Origin of the sequence: Kitasatospora sp. NPDC127121 (assembly GCF_042677305.1) — a bacterium.
Lineage (GTDB): Bacteria > Actinomycetota > Actinomycetes > Streptomycetales > Streptomycetaceae > Kitasatospora.
Window position 1 is genome coordinate 15028 of sequence record NZ_JBHXTQ010000036.1, and the last position, 16464, is coordinate 31491.

A 16464-nucleotide genomic window follows, 5' to 3' on the forward strand; every position below is an offset into this window, starting at 1 on the left:
GCTGTCGGTCATGCCCTCCACCACGTTGCGCCGAGCGCTCGTCAGGAGCCTTCGGCGCCCCCCGTGGTCGCCCGAGGCCTGGCGGGACACCCGTTTCATAGCCGCCGGCCTCCCGCTGGCCCTGCCGGTCTGGCTGGCCGTCACCGAGTCCAAGCTGCTCTTCCCGATGACGGCCCTGGTCCTCATCTGCACCCGCCCGCTCACCGCCGCCCAGCGCGGCCGGCTGCGCGCCCTGCGGGGGGTGGAGGTGTCGCCGCCGCGTCCGGGCGAGCCGTGGGCCTGGCTGCCGGGTCGGCTGCTGCTGGGGCTGACCTGGCGCCAGGCCGTCCACCACCTGCTGGCCGGTCCGCTGCTGGCGGCGGGCGCGCTGGTGGTGCTGTACGCCTGGGGCGCCGGCGTGGTGATGGCCAGCGTGTACGGCTGGGTCTGGCTGATGCCCGTCGGCAGCCTGCTGCGCTCGGAGCTGGCCGGGCTGGACGTGGTGATCACGGTCGCCGGGGTGCTGCTGCTGGCCGTGATGCCCTGGCTGGCGGCGCTGGCGGCCTGGCTGGAGGTGCGCACGGCCCAGCTGCTGCTCGGCCCCAACCGGGCGGAGGCGCTGGAGCGGCGGGTCGAGGAGATCGCCGAGAGCCGGGCCGGGCTGGTCGACGTGGTGGACGCCGAGCGCCGCCGGATCGAGCGGGACCTGCACGACGGCGCCCAGCAGCGTCTGACCTCCCTCGCGATGAACCTGGGCCTGGCCCGGCGCACCCTCAAGGACGTCCCGCCCGAGGTCATGCAGGTGATCGTGGACGCGCACGAGGAGGCGCAGGCGGCCATCGACGAGCTGCGCGACCTGGTCCGCGGCCTGCACCCGGCGGTCCTGGAGGACCGCGGCCTGGACGCGGCGCTGTCCGGCATCGCGGCCCGCGCCCCGCTGCCGGTGCGCCTGGACGTGCACCTCGCCGAGCCGGTCGCCCCGACCGTCGAGGCGGTCGCCTACTTCACCGTCTCCGAGGCCCTGACCAACGTGGCCAAGCACGCCCGCGCCCAGCGGGTCGACCTCTCGGTGCGGACGGTCGGCGGCCGGCTGCGCCTGGTCATCAGCGACGACGGCGTGGGCGGCGCGGACGCCTCGCGCGGCACCGGGCTGACCGGCCTGCGCAAGCGCGCCGCCTCCGTCGACGGCACACTGTCCGTTCTCAGCCCCCTCGGGGGCCCCACCACCATCACCGTGGAGTTGCCGTGCGCGCTGTGATCGCCGAGGACTCGGTCCTGCTGAGGGTCGGCCTGGTCAAGGTCCTGGAGGCGGTGGGCTTCGAGGTCGCCGCTGCCGTCGGGGACGCCACCGAGTTGCTGGCGGCCGTCGAGGAGCACCGCCCGAAGGTGGTGGTGGCGGACGTCCGGATGCCTCCGGGCTTCCACGACGAGGGCGTGAAGGCCGCCATGGTGATCCGCCAGCAGTGGCCGGACGTCGCCGTGCTGCTGCTCTCCCAGTTCGTGGAGGAGCGCTACGCCGCCGACCTGCTGGCCACCAACACCAGCGGCGTCGGGTACCTGCTCAAGCAGCGGGTGGCCAACGTGGACGACTTCGTGGAGGCGCTGCAGCGGGTCGCCGCGGGCGGCACCGCGCTGGACCCGGAGGTGGTGGCCCAGCTGCTGCTGCGCCGCCACCGGGACCCGCTGGAGAAGCTGACCCCGCGCGAGCGGGACGTGCTCGGCCTGATGGCGGAGGGCCGCTCCAACGCCGCGATCGCGGCCGCCCTGGTGGTCAGCGACAGCGCGGTGGCCAAGCACATCAACTCGATCTTCACCAAGCTCGACCTGCCGCCGGCCGACGACAGCCACCGCCGGGTGCTGGCGGTGCTGCGGTTCCTGGAGGTCGGGTAGCCGTGGGCGGACCGACGAAGGCGTGGGGGCGGAAGGCCTGGCGCACCACCGGGACGCTCGCGATCGCGGTCGTCATGATCGGCGCCGGGATGCAGACCTGGGCGATGGTGGTGCAGCAGCAGACGACCTCGATGCAGCCGTACAACGTTGTCATCCACAAGCTCCGGCTGGACACCGGCAGCGCCTCGGTGCGGATCAGGGCGGGCCGGGACGGCCGGGTGGTGGTCCGGCAGAACCTGGACTGGACGGTGCGCAAGCCGTCGGTGTCGACCACCTTCGACGGTGACGTGCTCACGGTCGGCATGGAGTGCCGGAAGGTCCTGCCGTTCGCCGACTTCGGCTGCGGTGCCCAGATCGAGCTGGAGGTGCCGGCCGGTACCGACGTGTCGGGGCAGGTGAGCTCGGGCAGCGTCGAGGTGGACGGCCTGAGCGGCGGCGTCCGGATGGACCTCACCTCGGGCGAGCTGAAACTGATCGGCACGTCCGGGCAGGTGTACGCGCACGCCACCTCCGGGATGGTGCAGGGCACCGACCTGAGCTCGGAGCAGGTGTACGCGGAGACCACCTCGGGGGCGGTCGACCTGGCCTTCTCCAAGGCGCCGCGGTCGGTGGACACCAAGAGCACGTCCGGCTCGGTGAAGCTGACCCTGCCGCAGGACTCCCACTACGCCTTCAGCGGCGAGGTCGGCAGCGGCAGCCGCCACATCGACCCGAGCCTGGCGGACCCGGCCAGCCCGAACCGGATCCACGGCTCGGTCGCCTCGGGCTCGATCACGATCGACCCGGCCTAGAGAAGGCCTGGAGGGGCCTGGGGCGGCCTGGAGCGGTCCGGGGAGGCCCGGAGCGGCCCGGAAACAGGGGCTGACCCGGGTGGGGGACAATGGAGAGTCCCGTTCCCCTGCCCCGAGGTCAGCCGCGCATGACAGCCACGCCCGCACCCACCGCGCCCGACGCCGAGTTCGCGCCGCTGGACATCGGCCCGATCCGGGTGTGGCCGCCCGTCGTGCTGGCGCCGATGGCCGGCATCACCAACGCGCCGTTCCGCACCCTCTGCCGCGAGCAGAGCGGCGGAAAAGGTCTGTACGTCTCCGAGATGATCACCACCCGGGCCCTGGTCGAGCGCAACGCCAAGACCATGCAGCTGATCAAGTTCGACGCCAGCGAGAAGCCGCGCTCGATCCAGCTGTACGGCGTGGACCCGGTGACGGTCGGCAAGGCCGCCCGGATGATCGCGGACGAGGGCCTGGCCGACCACATCGACCTCAACTTCGGCTGCCCCGTCCCCAAGGTGACCCGCAAGGGCGGCGGCTCGGCGCTGCCGTACAAGCGCAACCTGCTGCGCGAGATCCTGCGCGAGGCCGTGGCCAACGCGGGCGACCTGCCGGTCACCATGAAGATGCGCAAGGGCATCGACGACGACCACCTCACCTACCTGGACGCCGGCCGGATCGGCGCCGAGGAGGGCGTGGCCGCGATCGCCCTGCACGGGCGCACCGCCGCCCAGCACTACGGCGGGACGGCCGACTGGTCGGCGATCGCCCGGCTGCGCGAGTCCGTTCCGGCGCACGTCCCGGTGCTGGGCAACGGGGACATCTGGTCGGCGGACGACGCGCTGCGGATGATGCGGGAGACGGGTTGCGACGGTGTCGTGGTGGGCCGCGGCTGCCTGGGCCGGCCGTGGCTGTTCCGGGACCTGGTCTCGATCTTCGAGGGCGAGGTCGACTACGCCCGTCCGGACTTCGGCTACGTGGCGCGGGCGATGGTGCGGCACGCGCAGCTGCTCGGCGAGTGGATCGGGGACGAGGCGCGCGGCGTGATCGACTTCCGCAAGCACGTCGCCTGGTACACCAAGGGCTTCTCGGTCGGCTCGGAGCTGCGGGTGAAGCTCGCCAACTCCTCCTCCCTGGCCGAACTGGCCGAAACCCTCGCCCTGGTGGAGCAGTCCCAGGCCTGGCCGGCCGGTGCGGACGGCCCGCGCGGGCGTACCGCCGGCAACAACCGGGTGGTGCTGCCCGAGGGCTGGTTGGACGATCCGTACGACTGCGCCCGACCGGGCGCGGACGCCGAATCGGACACCTCTGGCGGATGATATGTCCGTAGTGGCGAAATCAGCCCTCCGGGGCCCACTGCCACTCGGTCCCAGCCCTCTTGTCCAATCTGGACAGGAGGGCTCCTTTTCGGCGGTCCGATGTCACGGAACGGGCACGTTTCTGGACGGAGTGCGACGATCGGCGGAGGTGGACTACGTTCGACCGGTGAGATGCGCTGGTGACGCTTGCCACATGCGGTGGCGCCTGACGGCGGGTCAGTGGACGAAATGGACAGGTCGACTGTGAATCGCTTCCCGAAGCCGGTGGGCCGGTGATCGGCCGATCCGAGTGCAGGAAATCAAGCCGGGGCAACGCGGGCGACCCGCGACCGCTACCCAGCGTCCGAATCGTGCGATCTTCATGTTTCTCTTCGTTCAAGACTTGAAGGCGGGCTAGCGTCATCCGGACGATTTCACCAACAGAGGTGAACGCCTTTATGTGCATTCGATCTATCGGGTTACCCCCGGGTACCGGCCTCGTACGGCCTATTCGGGGCAGAGAAGAACCTTCGAAATGGGTATGTTCTCCGGCGTCAGGGCAACCGCGTACGAGGAGACCGACCCGTGCCGTCCCAGCAGAAGTTTGTTTACTCCTTCACTGAAGGAAACAAGGACCTCAAGGACCTTCTCGGCGGCAAGGGCGCGAACCTGGCCGAGATGACCAACCTTGGCCTCCCCGTCCCTCCGGGGTTCACCATCACCACCGAGGCCTGCAAGGTCTTCCTGGAGACCGGCAGCGAGCCCTCCTCGCTCCACCAGGAGATCAGCGCCCACCTGGACGCGCTCGAGCAGGAGATGGGCAAGAAGCTCGGCCAGCCCGACAACCCGCTGCTGGTGTCGGTGCGCTCGGGCGCGAAGTTCTCCATGCCCGGCATGATGGACACCGTCCTGAACATCGGCCTCTCGGACGCCTCGGTGGTCGGTCTCGTCGCCCAGTCCGGCAACGAGCGCTTCGCCTGGGACTCCTACCGCCGCCTGGTCCAGATGTTCGGCAAGACCGTGCTGGGCGTCGACGGCGAGCTGTTCGAGGAGGCCCTCGACGAGGCCAAGCACGCCAAGGGCACCGTCAACGACCTGGACCTGGACGCTGCCGACCTCCGGGAACTCGTCGAGGTGTTCAAGGGCATCGTCGAGCGCGAGACCGGCCGGGCCTTCCCGCAGGACCCGCGCGAGCAGATGGACCTCGCCATCCACGCCGTCTTCCACTCCTGGAACGGCGACCGCGCCCGCCTGTACCGCCGGCAGGAGCGCATCCCGAACGACCTCGGCACCGCGGTCAACGTCTGCAGCATGGTCTTCGGCAACCTCGGCGAGGACTCCGGCACCGGTGTCGCCTTCACCCGCGACCCCTCCACCGGTGCCCAGGGCGTCTACGGCGACTACCTGTCCAACGCCCAGGGCGAGGACGTCGTCGCCGGCATCCGCAACACCCTGCCGCTGGCCGAGCTGGAGAAGCTCGACAAGAAGTCGTACGACGAGCTGATGACGATCATGCAGACGCTCGAGAACCACTACCGCGACCTCTGCGACATCGAGTTCACCATCGAGCGCGGCAAGCTCTGGATGCTGCAGACCCGCGTCGGCAAGCGCACCGCCGCCGCGGCCTTCCGGATCGCCGTCCAGCTGGTCGACCAGGGCCTGATCGACCTGGACGAGGCCCTCATGCGGGTCACCGGCGGCCAGCTCTCGCAGCTGATGTTCCCGCGCTTCGCCCCGAACGCCGAGTCCCAGCAGATCGCCTGGGGCCTCGCCGCCTCGCCCGGCGCCGCCATCGGCAAGATCGTGTTCGACTCCTACACCGCCGTCAAGTGGTCCCGTTCCGGCGAGAAGGTCATCCTGGTCCGCCGCGAGACCAACCCGGACGACCTGGACGGCATGATCGCCGCCGAGGGCATCCTCACCTCGCGCGGCGGCAAGACCTCGCACGCCGCCGTCGTCGCCCGCGGCATGGGCAAGACCTGTGTCTGCGGCGCCGAGGAGCTGGAGGTCGACACCAAGCGCCGCCGGATGACCACCGCCGCCGGCCTGGTGCTGGAGGAGGGCGACGTCGTCTCCATCGACGGCGCCACCGGCAAGGTCTACCTCGGCGAGGTCCCCGTCCTGCCGTCCCCCGTCGTCGAGTACTTCGAGGGCACCCTGCACGCCGGCGCCGACGTCCAGGGCGGACTCGTCCAGGCCGTCCACCGGCTGATGGCGCACGCCGACGTCCGCCGCCGGCTCGCCGTGCGCGCCAACGCCGACAACGCCGAGGACGGCGGGCGCGCCCGCCGCTACGGCGCCCAGGGCATCGGCCTGTGCCGCACCGAGCACATGTTCCTCGGCGAGGAGCGCCGCAAGGAGGTCGAGCACCTGATCCTGGCGGACAACGACAAGGACCGCGAGCTCGCCCTCTCCACCCTGCTGCCGCTGCAGAAGGGCGACTTCCTGGAGCTCTTCCAGGCCATGGACGGCCTGCCGGTCACCGTCCGCCTGCTCGACCCGCCGCTGCACGAGTTCCTGCCGGACATCACCGAGCTGTCGGTGCGCGTCGCCCTCGCCGAGGCCCGAAAGGACCCGAACGAGAACGACCTGCGCCTGCTCCAGGCGGTGCACAAGCTGCACGAGCAGAACCCGATGCTGGGCCTGCGCGGCGTCCGCCTCGGCCTGGTCATCCCCGGCCTGTTCGGCATGCAGGTCCGCGCCATCGCCGAGGCCGCCGCCGAGCGCCGGCTGGCCGGCGCGGACCCGCGCCCCGAGGTGATGATCCCGCTGGTCGGCACCGTCCAGGAGCTGGAGCTGGTCCGCGACGAGTGCGAGCGCGTGCTCGCCGAGGTCGCCCAGTCCACCGGCGTGCAGCTGGACATCAAGCTCGGCACCATGATCGAGCTGCCGCGCGCCGCCGTCACCGCCGGTCAGATCGCCGAGGCCGCCGAGTTCTTCTCCTTCGGCACCAACGACCTCACCCAGACCGTGTGGGGCTTCTCCCGGGACGACGTGGAGGCCTCGTTCTTCACCGCCTACCTGGAGAAGGGCATCTTCGGGGTCTCCCCGTTCGAGACCATCGACCGCGACGGCGTCGGCGCGCTCGTCAAGCACGCCGTCGAGGCCGGCCGGGCCACCCGCCCCGACCTCAAGCTCGGCGTCTGCGGCGAGCACGGCGGCGACCCGGACTCGGTCCACTTCTTCCACGAGGTGGGGCTGGACTACGTCTCCTGCTCCCCCTTCCGGATCCCGGTGGCGCGCCTGGAGGCAGGCCGCGCCGCCATCGAGACGGCGGGCAGCGACCCGCGCTGAGAGAGGGTAGGCATCCCCTCCTCGGCCGCGGGCCGGACTGACCGCTTCCCTCCCCACCGGGAGGGCGTACACCGGAGCTCGGCGCAGGAGAACCGGCGTACGTAACAACGGCCGGGCGGTCCTTCCCCGGCCGTCCGCCTGTGCCCGGCCGCGCTTCCCAGCCGGCCTTCCCCGTCCGGCCGGATGTGGCGGCGGCCACGTGTGTAGCTGGCCGGGCGGCGCCCGCGCGCCTGCCAAGCTGGGGCGCATGACCAGACGTAAAAGCCCGCTCGTCGTCGTGGCCGTCCTGATCCTGGCCCTCGTCGCCGGGATCGGGTACCTGCTCGCCAGCAAGGGCGGCAGCAGCCACCCCAAGGCCGCCGCGAGCTCCACCGCCACCTCGGCGGGCGCCTCGGCCCCCAAGTCCTCGGCCCCCAAGCCGTCCCCGCCCGCCGGCGGCACCCCCGCCCCGAGCGGCACCTGGGTGCCCGCCGACCCGGCGCTCGCCGACGTCTGCCGCAGCAAGCTCCCCAGCCAGGCCCAGGACACCCTCGGCCTGATCGCCAAGAACGGCCCGTACCCGTACAACCGCGACGGCATCGTCTTCGAGAACCGCGAGAGCCGCCTGCCGAAGAAGTCCGGCGGCTACTACCACGAGTTCACCGTGGTCACCCCGGGCTCCAACGACCGCGGCACCCGCCGCGTGGTCACCGGCGGCTCCGGCGAGCAGTACTGGTCGCCGGACCACTACGCGACCTTCCAGGAGATCGACCCGCGCTGCTGACACCCCGCACCGTGTGATGCCCCGCACCGCGCCCGCGGCCCGCACCGAGCACCCGACCGCACCGCGCCCGCGGCCCTCACCGGGCCCGGCGCCAGCTGACCCGGCGGTGGGGGCCGTGCGGGCCGGTGGTGAGGAGGGCGGTCAGCTCGTGGAACACCGGGACGGGGTCGCGCCGGAGCTGGACCGGGGTGGTGCGGACCACGGGGAGCCCGACGGCGGTCAGCCGGTTGGCACGGGCCAGGCCGCGTTCGTGGTCGGCGGGGCGCAGGTGCCAGGCGCGGGAGTCGATCTCCAACGCCACGCAGGCGTGCGGCCAGTAGGCGTCCGGGACGGCGAGGAAGCGGCCGTCCAGGAAGAGCACCGGGTTCCACAACGGCTCGGGCAGGCCCGCGTGCGCCAGGAGTTCGCGGGCCTCGCCCTCCACCACCGACCGCACTCCGACAGTGAGGTCCTCCACCACCCGGGCCACCTGCGGCAGCCCGAGCGCGCCCGGCCGGGCCAGCAAGTGGTCCAGCAGCTCGCCGAGTTCGCAGTGCCGCCGCTGGACGGCCTCCGCGCACAGCGCCCGGAACCGGCGCTGCCCGGTCTCGCCCGGCGCGAGGTCGGCCAGCGCCCGGGCGACGGTGGTGCTCCACAGCCCGTCGTCCCGCTCGAAGCCGCCCGGCAGCGGCCCGGCCGACCGGTGGATCCGGACGAACTCGCGGTCGACGACACGGCGTTGGGCGGGGATCAGGACGTCGATCCGGGCCAGGTCCGCCGGGTGCCCGGCGCTCGGCAGCCCCGCGTCGGCCAGCACCGCGTCCCCGGTCAGCAGTACCTCCCCGGCCTGCGGCGCCCGCCCCTTGGGGCTCGCGTACGCCAGCGCGGCGCGCAGCCGCTGGTGCGCTGTCAATCGGCCGGACTGCAGGCAGATCACCCGGGGCAGCACCTGCTGCCACGGCCCGTCGGGGCGCAGCCGGTGGGCGATGGTGCCGGACGGCACGCCGAGCCGGCGCAGTTGCGCCCGGGTGACGATGTGCTGCTGGTCGGCGCCGAGCAGCACGACGGGGTCGAGCGGGTTCACGCGGGTCATGCCCGGGGTGCTGCCCACCAGGGTCGGATGTATGCGAAACATCGCTCGTCGGGGGAGCCTGTGAGAATGAGGTTGACGGAGCACCGGCCGAACCGCTGAGCTGGGGACCATATGACGACTCCACCCACCGGCCCACCCACCGGCCCCGCGCCGAGCCGCCCCGGAGAGCGAGGTCCTCGGCTTGGCCGCCGGGGGCTACGGGTGGCGGCCGTAGCCCCCTTCGGGCCGTGAGCAGGCGTCCGGGTCAGGCGGTGATCAGATGCCCGGGGCCGCCGCCGTGTCTAAGGCACTCCTGGTTGATCGCCGGATCCGGGGCGCTGGGCGAGGTGGCGGCGGCGATCCGCAGCTCGATGATGTCCCGCACCGCGGGCCACTCGTCGTCGAGGATCGAGTAGAACGCGGTCGAGCGCACCACCCCGTCGAGCCCGCGCGAGTGGGCCCGGCGGACGCCCTCGGAGGTGGCGCCGAGCCGCTCGATGGCGGTGCGCGAGCGCTGGTTGCGGGCGTCGGCGCGCAGCGAGATCCGCTGCACCCCCCAGGTCTCGAAGGCGTGGCGCAGCATCAGCAGCTTGGCCTCGGCGTTGATGCCGGTGCCCTGGGCACGCGGCGAGAGCCAGGTGTTGCCGATCTCGGCGGCGTCCGGGACGGCCGTGGCCGGGTCGCCGAACGGGACCCCGGGCACCGGCGGCCAGACCATCGGCCCCTGCCAGTAGTCGAGTTCCAGGAATCGGGTGGAGCCGACGACCCGGCCGGTTGCCACGTTCACCGTCGCGAACGGCAGCGACCGGCCCGCGGCCTGGTCGGCGAGGGCGCGCGCGATGTAGTCGCGGGCCGCTTCGAGGCCGTGCGGGACGGGCGTGAAGGCGTAGGTCGTACGGTCTTCGGCGCCGGCCTCGGCGATGGCCGAGGCGTGGTGCGCGGCGAGGGGCTCCAGCCGCACGGTGCGGCCGGTGAGGATGACAGGTACGGGCACGGAACCTTCGGTCCTTCATCGGTCGGAGGGTGCCTACCGTGCCGGGGTACGGCTCGGGAGGCAGGGACAGTCGCCCCGGCCCCGGAGCACGCCCGCCGGTACCCGCGCACGCCGGAGAGCCGGTCGGGCGGGGCGGGGGCGGCGGCCCGGAGGCGGGCAGCGCGGTGCCGGAACGGACTCGGGTCCACGGACCGGTCCGGCGGGGATGAGCGAGGGGACAGTGTGCGTCCGCGAGATGGCCGATGAGGAAACGGGAGCGCGAAGGAAACAGGCGGCCAGATGAAGGCAAGATGCGTCGTGTGGGCTGGCCGAACACCGGTCCGGGACGTGGCCGACGGCGTTACGGGACGACGTGACGACGACGCGACGATGCGAGGCAGCGAGAGGACGATACCCGTCAGAAGGCGGTGCGTCACTTCGCGGCACGCGAATGGCGGTGCGGGCCGCTGCGACCCGCCCCCGGACGGGCCGTTGAACACCCGTGACCAGGGGCTTTCCACCCGGGTGCGATCATGGTCCGGAGCGGTCCGGGGAGGCCGCCGACCCCGCCGACGGGCGGGTCGGGAATTCCGGCGGCGCCCGGCACGCTGGAGAGGACGAGAAGCCGGTACGTCGTGACGAGTAGAGAACGGGGTTGGGTGCGCGGTGCGTGACTTCCAGGCGTTGTACGAGCTGGATCAGCAGGGCGTGGCCGCGGTGGCCGCGGCCACCGCGGAGCTGCGCGACACCGGTGCGGGCCTCGTGCTGCTCCAGCACTTCGAGGGCTTCATGGACGCCGGCGAGGCCGGCGGCCAGGTGGTGGCCCACCTCCTGGAGACGGGCTCGCCGCAGGTGGTGGCCCGCTTCGACCACGACCGCCTGGTCGACTACCGGGCGCGCCGCCCCGCGATGGTCTTCGACCGGGACCAGTGGGCGTCCTACGAGCCGCCGGAGATCCTGCTCCAGCTCGTCCGCGACGGCGCGGGCGCGCCGTTCCTGCTGCTCACCGGCCCCGAGCCGGACGTCGAGTGGGAGCGTTTCGCCGGTGCCGTCCGCGAGCTGGTGGAGCGCTTCGAGGTCCGGCTGGCGGTGGACTTCCACGGCATCCCGATGGGCGTGCCGCACACCCGCCCGGTCGGCCTGACCCCGCACGGCAACCGGCTCGACCTGGCGGCCGGCTACCCGCAGTGGTTCGAGCAGGCGCAGGTCCCGGGCAGCGCCCAGGCGCTGCTGGAGTACCGCCTGGCCGAGGCCGGGCATGACGTGCTGGGCTTCGCCGTGCACGTCCCGCACTACGTGGCGCGCTCGGAGTACCCGGCGGCCGCCGTGCTGATCCTGGAGGCGGTGCAGTCCGCCACCGGCCTGGTGCTGCCCGGCACCCGGCTGCGCGAGCGGGTCGGCGAGGTGTACGCCGACATCGAGGAGCAGCTGGCGCACGGGGACGGCGAGTTGCGCTCGGCGATCCGCGGCATGGAGGGCCAGTACGACGCGGTGGCGGGGGCGGAGAGCCGGGAGAGCCTGCTGGCCGAACCGGTGGACCTGCCGTCGGCGGACGAGTTGGGGCGGCGCTTCGAGCAGTTCCTGGCCGAGCACGAGCGCGGCGCGGAGTAGGTACGGCGCGGAGTGGGCCCGGGCGGGGAGTAGGACCGGCACGGAATCGGCCCCGCAGGGGCGGGAACCGGCCGGGTCGGCGGCGGCCGGGAGTCACGGGAGTCATTCGCGGGCCCCGTTCGTTGGTGCTGGCGGCGTCGGGGGACGCGCCGCCGTACGGAGCTGCCTGTGACGCCTATCCCCCGGGGGGATGCCATGCCCACGACCATGTCCAGGACCATCCGCCCGGCCGTCGCCCTGACGGCCGGGCTCGCCGCGCTGCTGCTCGCCGGGTGCACCCCCGCGGACGGCGGGACGGACGGTTTCGCGGGCGCGCTGCCCGGCAAGAACGCCAAGTCCACGCCGCCGCCGAACGGCCCGTACGTGGCCCTCGGCGACTCGTACACCGCCGGCCTGAAGATCGCCCCGCAGGTGGGCGAGCCGAAGGGCTGCTCCCGCTCGGGGGTCAACTACCCGTCCCTGGTGGCGAAGGGGCTCGGGCTGCCGGCCGGCCAGTTCCAGGACGTCAGTTGCAGCGGCGCCCGCACCGGGGACCTGACCGGCGCCCAGGAGACCGACCACGGCACCAACCCGCCCCAACTGGACGCGCTGACCCCGGCCACCCGCGTGGTGACGGTCGGCATCGGCGGCAACGACGCGGGCTTCATGGAGGTCGTCAAGGAGTGCGCCAAGGAGAACCTGGTGGACGCGGTGAAGGGCATCGTCGGCGCCACCCGCGCGCCCTCGCCCTGCCGCGAGCACTACGCCTCCGGCGGGACCGACGAGGTGCAGCGCAAGGTCGACGCGGCCGGTGAGCAACTCGGCCGGATCCTGCAGGACATCAAGCACCGCTCCCCGCAGGCCCGGGTGTACGTGATCGGGTACCCGACGCTGCTCCCGTCCGACCCGGCCGGCTGCCGACAGGTGTTGGGCAAGGCGGTCGCGGCCGGGGACCTGGGCTTCCTCTCGGAGAAGGAGCAGCAGCTCAACGGCATGCTCAAGCGGCGGGCGGAGGGCGCCGGCGCGGTGTTCGTGGACGCGGCCGCCCCCTCGGCCGGGCACGACATGTGCGCGGGCGAGGCCACCCGCTGGGTCGAACCGCCGTTCCCGGCCCCGGGCCTGGCGGCGATCCACCCCAACGCCAAGGGGCAGGAGGCGGTGGCCGCCGCCGTCCTCAAGGCCGTCCGCGGCTGAGGCCGGAGGCCGGGGGCCGGGGCCGGACCGCAGGCGGCGAGCCGGGGCGGCCACCGGCGCGCAACCCGGGCCGGGGCGGACACCAGCGCGTACCGCAGGATTCACGCTCCGGCCCACACTCCTTCGTGCGCGGCACACCCTGGCTGTCGGGGGCTCGGCGTACCGTGAGGGGCATATGGATGACACCGCGCACCGCCTCGCCGCCGCCCCGCTCCCGTACGATCACGCCGCCGAGGCCCGCTGGGTCCCCGAACCGGACAAGCGCCCCGGCCGCACGGCGTTCCAGCGCGACCGGGCCCGGGTGCTGCACTCGGCGGCGCTGCGGCGGCTGGCCGGCACCACCCAGGTGGTCGCCCCGATGCGCAGCGACTTCCCCCGCACCCGGCTCACCCACTCCCTCGAATGCGCCCAGGTGGGGCGGGAGTTGGGCGCCGCCCTGGGCTGCGACCCGGACCTCGTGGAGGCCGGCTGCCTGGCCCACGACATCGGCCACCCGCCGTTCGGCCACACCGGCGAGGAGGCGCTCGACCAGGCCGCCGAGGCCTGCGGCGGCTTCGAGGGCAACGCGCAGTCGCTGCGCATCCTCACCCGGCTCGAACCCAAGCGCTTCGCCCCGGATGGCGAGCACCCCGCCGCCCGGCTCGCCCCCTGGCCCGGCCGCAGCGTCGGCCTCAACCTGACCCGCGCCGCCCTCGACGCCGCCACCAAGTACCCGTGGACGCGCGGCGCCCACCCCACCGACCCGGCCTCGCCCAAGTACGGCGTCTACGCCGACGACCTGCCGGTGTTCCGCTGGCTGCGGGCCGGCTCCCCGGCCGGGCGCAAGTGCTTCGAGGCCACCGTCATGGACTGGTCCGACGACGTCGCGTACTCGACCCACGACGTCGAGGACGGCCTCCAGGCCGGACACATCGACCCGGCCGCGCTGCGCGCGCCGAGCGAGCGGGCCGAACTCTTCAAGGTCGCCGAGCGCTACGCCCCGGACGCCGAGCCGGAGGAGCTGGCCGCCGCCCTCGACCGGTTGCTCGGCCAGGACCGGTGGCCCCAGGAGTACGACGGCACGGCCCGCGCCCGGGCCGGGCTGAAGGACCTCACCAGCCAGCTGATCGGCCGCTTCTGCCTGGCCGCCGAGCAGGCCACCCGGGCCCGCTACGGCCCCGGCCGGCTCACCCGGTACACGGCCGAGCTGGTGGTGCCGCGGGGCGTCCGGCTGGAGGTCGCGGTGCTCAAGGCGGTCGCCGTCCGCTTCGTGATGCAGCGCGACGAGCAGGCCCAGCTGCGGGCCCGCCAGCGGATCGTGATCGCCGAGCTGGCGTACGTGCTCACCCAGCGCGCCCCCGAGGGCCTGGACCCGGTGTTCGGCGCGCTCTACCGCGAGGCCGAGGACGACCGGGCCGCCCTGCGCGCGGTCATCGACCAGATCGCCACCCTCACCGACGCCTCCGCCCTCGCCCTGCACGCCAGGCTCGTCGGCGCCGCCTGGGCCTGACCGCCCGCGGGCCCCGGCGCCCGGTGTCCGACTGCTCGGGCGCAACCGCCCGGCGCCCGGCGTCCGACCGCTCAAGCGCAACCGCCCGGCGCCCGACCGCGCGCAGTGCAACCGGCCCGGCACGACCGGCCCGCCGGGAAACCCCGGCCACCCCAGTAGACTTCCGGGGTGGCCGGGCGGATCAGGGACGAAGACGTACAAGCGGTGCGCAGCGCACTGCCGATCGACGCCGTGGTCGGCGACTACGTTCAGCTCACCAACGGTGGCGGCGGCGAGTACAAGGGCGTCTGCCCCTTCCACGACGAGAAGTCCGCCTCGTTCTACGTGAACCCCGCCAAGGGCGTCTTCCACTGCTTCGGCTGCCAGGAGAACGGCGACACCATCGCCTTCCTGATGAAGATCGAGCACTTCACCTTCGCCGAGGCCGTCGAGCGGATGGCCGCCCAGGCCGGCATCACCCTGCGTTACGAGGAGGGCGGCTACAGCCCCCGCCACCAGCAGGGCGAGCGGACCCGCCTGGTCGAGGCGCACAAGGTGGCCGCCGCCTACTACCGGGAGCAGCTGGCCTCGGCGGAGGCGGAGATCGGCCGCCGCTTCCTGGCCGAGCGCGGCTTCGACGAGGAGGCCGCGAAGACCTTCGGCGTCGGCTACGCCCCGGTGGGCTGGGAGCACCTGGTCCGCTACCTGCGCGGCAAGGGCTTCACCGACAAGGAGATCCTGCTCGGCGGCCTGGCCTCGCAGGGCCAGCGCGGCGGCCTGATCGACCGCTTCCGGGGCCGGCTGGTCTGGCCGATCCGGGACATCGCGGGCGAGGTGGTCGGCTTCGGCGCCCGCCGCCTGCGCGAGGACGACAACGGCCCGAAGTACCTGAACACCCCCGAGACGCCGATCTACAAGAAGTCGCACGTGCTGTACGGCATCGACCTGGCGAAGAAGGAGATCGCCAAGTCGGGCCGCGCGGTCGTGGTCGAGGGCTACACCGATGTGATGGCCTGCCACCTGGCGGGGGTCACCTCGGCGGTGGCCACCTGCGGTACGGCCTTCGCCGAGGACCACATCAAGATCATCCGCCGGCTGCTGATGGACACCTCGCAGTACCGCGGCGAGACGGTCTTCACCTTCGACGGCGACGCGGCCGGCCAGAAGGCCGCCCTGCGGGCCTTCGAGGACGACCAGAAGTTCGCCGCCAAGACCTCCATCGCGGTCAGCCCGGGCGGCATGGACCCGTGCGAACTGCGCCTGGCCCAGGGCGACGAAGCGGTCAAGCAGCTGATCGACAACCCCGTCCCGCTGTTCGAGTTCGCGCTGGTCTCGGCGGTGTCCAAGCACCGGGTGGAGACGCCGGAGGGGCGGTCGGCGGCCCTGGAGGAGGCGGCCCCGATCGTCGCCAAGATCAAGGACCGCTCGATCCAGCACGAGTACGCCGTCCGCCTGGCCGGCATGCTCGGCATCCTGGACGAGCCCTTCGTCGTCCGCCGGGTCTCCCAGCTGGCCCGCTGGGACCGCGAGCGCCAGCAGAACCCCCGGGGCGCCGACCGCGGCCGCCGCGCCGAGCCCGCGCCGGTGCGCCCGGCGCAGCCCGCCTTCCGGCTCAACCCGCGCGACCCGGCCCAGTTCGTCGAGCGGGAGCTGCTCAAGCTGGCGCTCCAGCACCCGGACCTGGTCAGCCCGGCCTTCGACCACTACGGCGAGGACGAGTTCCCCACCCTGCCGTACACGGCCGTCCGGCAGGCCATCGCCAAGGCCGGCGGTGCCGCGTACGGGGCGACGCTGCCCGACTTCACCAGCGTGGTGCGCGAGGCGGCCCCGGACGACCAGGTGCGCTCGCTCGTCACCGAGCTGACCGTCGAGCCGGTGCGCTCCCGCCGGAAGGTGGACGCGGTCTACGCCGGGGAGTTCCTGGTGAAGCTGCGCCTGCTGGCGGTGGACCGGCGGATCGCCGAGGTCCGCGGCTACCTGCAGCGGCTCGGCCACCGGGCCGATGCCGAGCAGCAGCACGCGGTGCAGACCGAGCTGTGGCAGCTCCAGCAGTACGGCCAGCAGCTCCGCAGCCAGGGCGCGGCGGCGCTGTAGGAGCGCGGCGGGGCCGTGGGAGCGGCCCAGAAAAGTCGACGCACGAGTCTCGGCCACGGAGTGTGGCGTACCGCACACTGGAGGGCGTCCCACCTCCGTT

At 73.1% G+C, this 16464-nt stretch carries 12 protein-coding genes; 10 read left to right on the forward strand and 2 right to left on the reverse strand.

The window, feature by feature from the left end; translation table 11 throughout:
- Positions 1-10: 10 nt before the first annotated feature.
- The 6 genes from ACFVHI_RS19320 (at position 11) to ACFVHI_RS19345 (ending at position 7994) form a co-directional block, all read left to right on the forward strand.
- Positions 11-1237, forward strand: a complete 1227-nt coding sequence (locus tag ACFVHI_RS19320) for a sensor histidine kinase (protein WP_063347495.1) — start codon at positions 11-13, stop codon at positions 1235-1237.
- Positions 1225-1869 (forward strand): response regulator transcription factor, encoded by a 645-nt coding sequence (locus ACFVHI_RS19325; RefSeq protein WP_063347494.1) that lies wholly within the window; start codon positions 1225-1227, stop codon positions 1867-1869. Before ACFVHI_RS19320 ends, ACFVHI_RS19325 begins: the two co-directional genes overlap by 13 nt.
- Positions 1870-1871: 2 nt before the next feature.
- Positions 1872-2660, forward strand: coding sequence for a DUF4097 family beta strand repeat-containing protein (locus tag ACFVHI_RS19330; protein WP_063347493.1), 789 nt, complete (start codon positions 1872-1874; stop codon positions 2658-2660).
- Positions 2661-2788: 128 nt separating this feature from the next.
- On the forward strand, positions 2789-3958 hold the full coding sequence (gene dusB, locus ACFVHI_RS19335) for a tRNA dihydrouridine synthase DusB (RefSeq protein ID WP_363369980.1): 1170 nt from the start codon (positions 2789-2791) through the stop codon (positions 3956-3958).
- A 564-nt stretch (positions 3959-4522) separates the two neighbouring features.
- Positions 4523-7231, forward strand: coding sequence for a pyruvate, phosphate dikinase (gene ppdK / locus ACFVHI_RS19340; RefSeq protein WP_063347491.1), 2709 nt, complete (start codon positions 4523-4525; stop codon positions 7229-7231).
- Between the two features lie 247 nt (positions 7232-7478).
- A complete protein-coding gene (locus tag ACFVHI_RS19345) occupies positions 7479-7994 on the forward strand; it encodes a ribonuclease (protein ID WP_380340956.1) in 516 nt (171 codons plus the stop codon).
- A 76-nt stretch (positions 7995-8070) separates the two neighbouring features.
- Here ACFVHI_RS19345 and ACFVHI_RS19350 read toward each other — a convergent pair whose 3' ends face one another.
- Positions 8071-9066 (reverse strand): hypothetical protein, encoded by a 996-nt coding sequence (locus ACFVHI_RS19350; RefSeq protein ID WP_380340959.1) that lies wholly within the window; start codon positions 9064-9066, stop codon positions 8071-8073.
- 244 nt (positions 9067-9310) lie between these two features.
- On the reverse strand, positions 9311-10039 hold the full coding sequence (locus ACFVHI_RS19355; RefSeq protein ID WP_380340962.1) for a GNAT family N-acetyltransferase: 729 nt from the start codon (positions 10037-10039) through the stop codon (positions 9311-9313).
- 645 nt (positions 10040-10684) lie between these two features.
- Here ACFVHI_RS19355 and ACFVHI_RS19360 point away from each other — a divergent pair.
- From ACFVHI_RS19360 to dnaG, 4 genes are all read left to right on the forward strand, one after another.
- The gene (locus tag ACFVHI_RS19360) at positions 10685-11629 is read left to right on the forward strand and encodes a PAC2 family protein (protein WP_063347486.1); all 945 of its coding nucleotides are present in this window, start codon (positions 10685-10687) and stop codon (positions 11627-11629) included.
- A 207-nt stretch (positions 11630-11836) separates the two neighbouring features.
- Positions 11837-12802 carry an SGNH/GDSL hydrolase family protein gene (locus ACFVHI_RS19365; protein ID WP_159398421.1) on the forward strand — a complete coding sequence of 322 codons (966 nt, stop codon included), beginning with the start codon at positions 11837-11839 and terminating at the stop codon, positions 12800-12802.
- A 175-nt stretch (positions 12803-12977) separates the two neighbouring features.
- Complete coding sequence (locus ACFVHI_RS19370) at positions 12978-14291, forward strand: deoxyguanosinetriphosphate triphosphohydrolase (RefSeq protein WP_063347484.1); 1314 nt, start codon at positions 12978-12980, stop codon at positions 14289-14291.
- Positions 14292-14459: 168 nt separating this feature from the next.
- Positions 14460-16364 (forward strand): DNA primase, encoded by a 1905-nt coding sequence (gene dnaG, locus ACFVHI_RS19375; RefSeq protein WP_063347483.1) that lies wholly within the window; start codon positions 14460-14462, stop codon positions 16362-16364.
- Positions 16365-16464 lie beyond the last annotated feature (100 nt).

Excerpts from the sequence above, each read along its gene's own strand:
- ACFVHI_RS19320 (WP_063347495.1), top strand. The coding sequence starts at position 11 with ATGCCCTCCACCACGTTGCGCCGAGCGCTCGTCAGGAGCCTTCGGCGC.
- dusB (WP_363369980.1), top strand. The coding sequence starts at position 2,789 with ATGACAGCCACGCCCGCACCCACCGCGCCCGACGCCGAGTTCGCGCCG.
- ACFVHI_RS19345 (WP_380340956.1), top strand. The coding sequence starts at position 7,479 with ATGACCAGACGTAAAAGCCCGCTCGTCGTCGTGGCCGTCCTGATCCTG.
- ACFVHI_RS19350 (WP_380340959.1), bottom strand. The coding sequence starts at position 9,066 with ATGACCCGCGTGAACCCGCTCGACCCCGTCGTGCTGCTCGGCGCCGAC.
- ACFVHI_RS19365 (WP_159398421.1), top strand. The coding sequence starts at position 11,837 with ATGTCCAGGACCATCCGCCCGGCCGTCGCCCTGACGGCCGGGCTCGCC.
- ACFVHI_RS19370 (WP_063347484.1), top strand. The coding sequence starts at position 12,978 with ATGGATGACACCGCGCACCGCCTCGCCGCCGCCCCGCTCCCGTACGAT.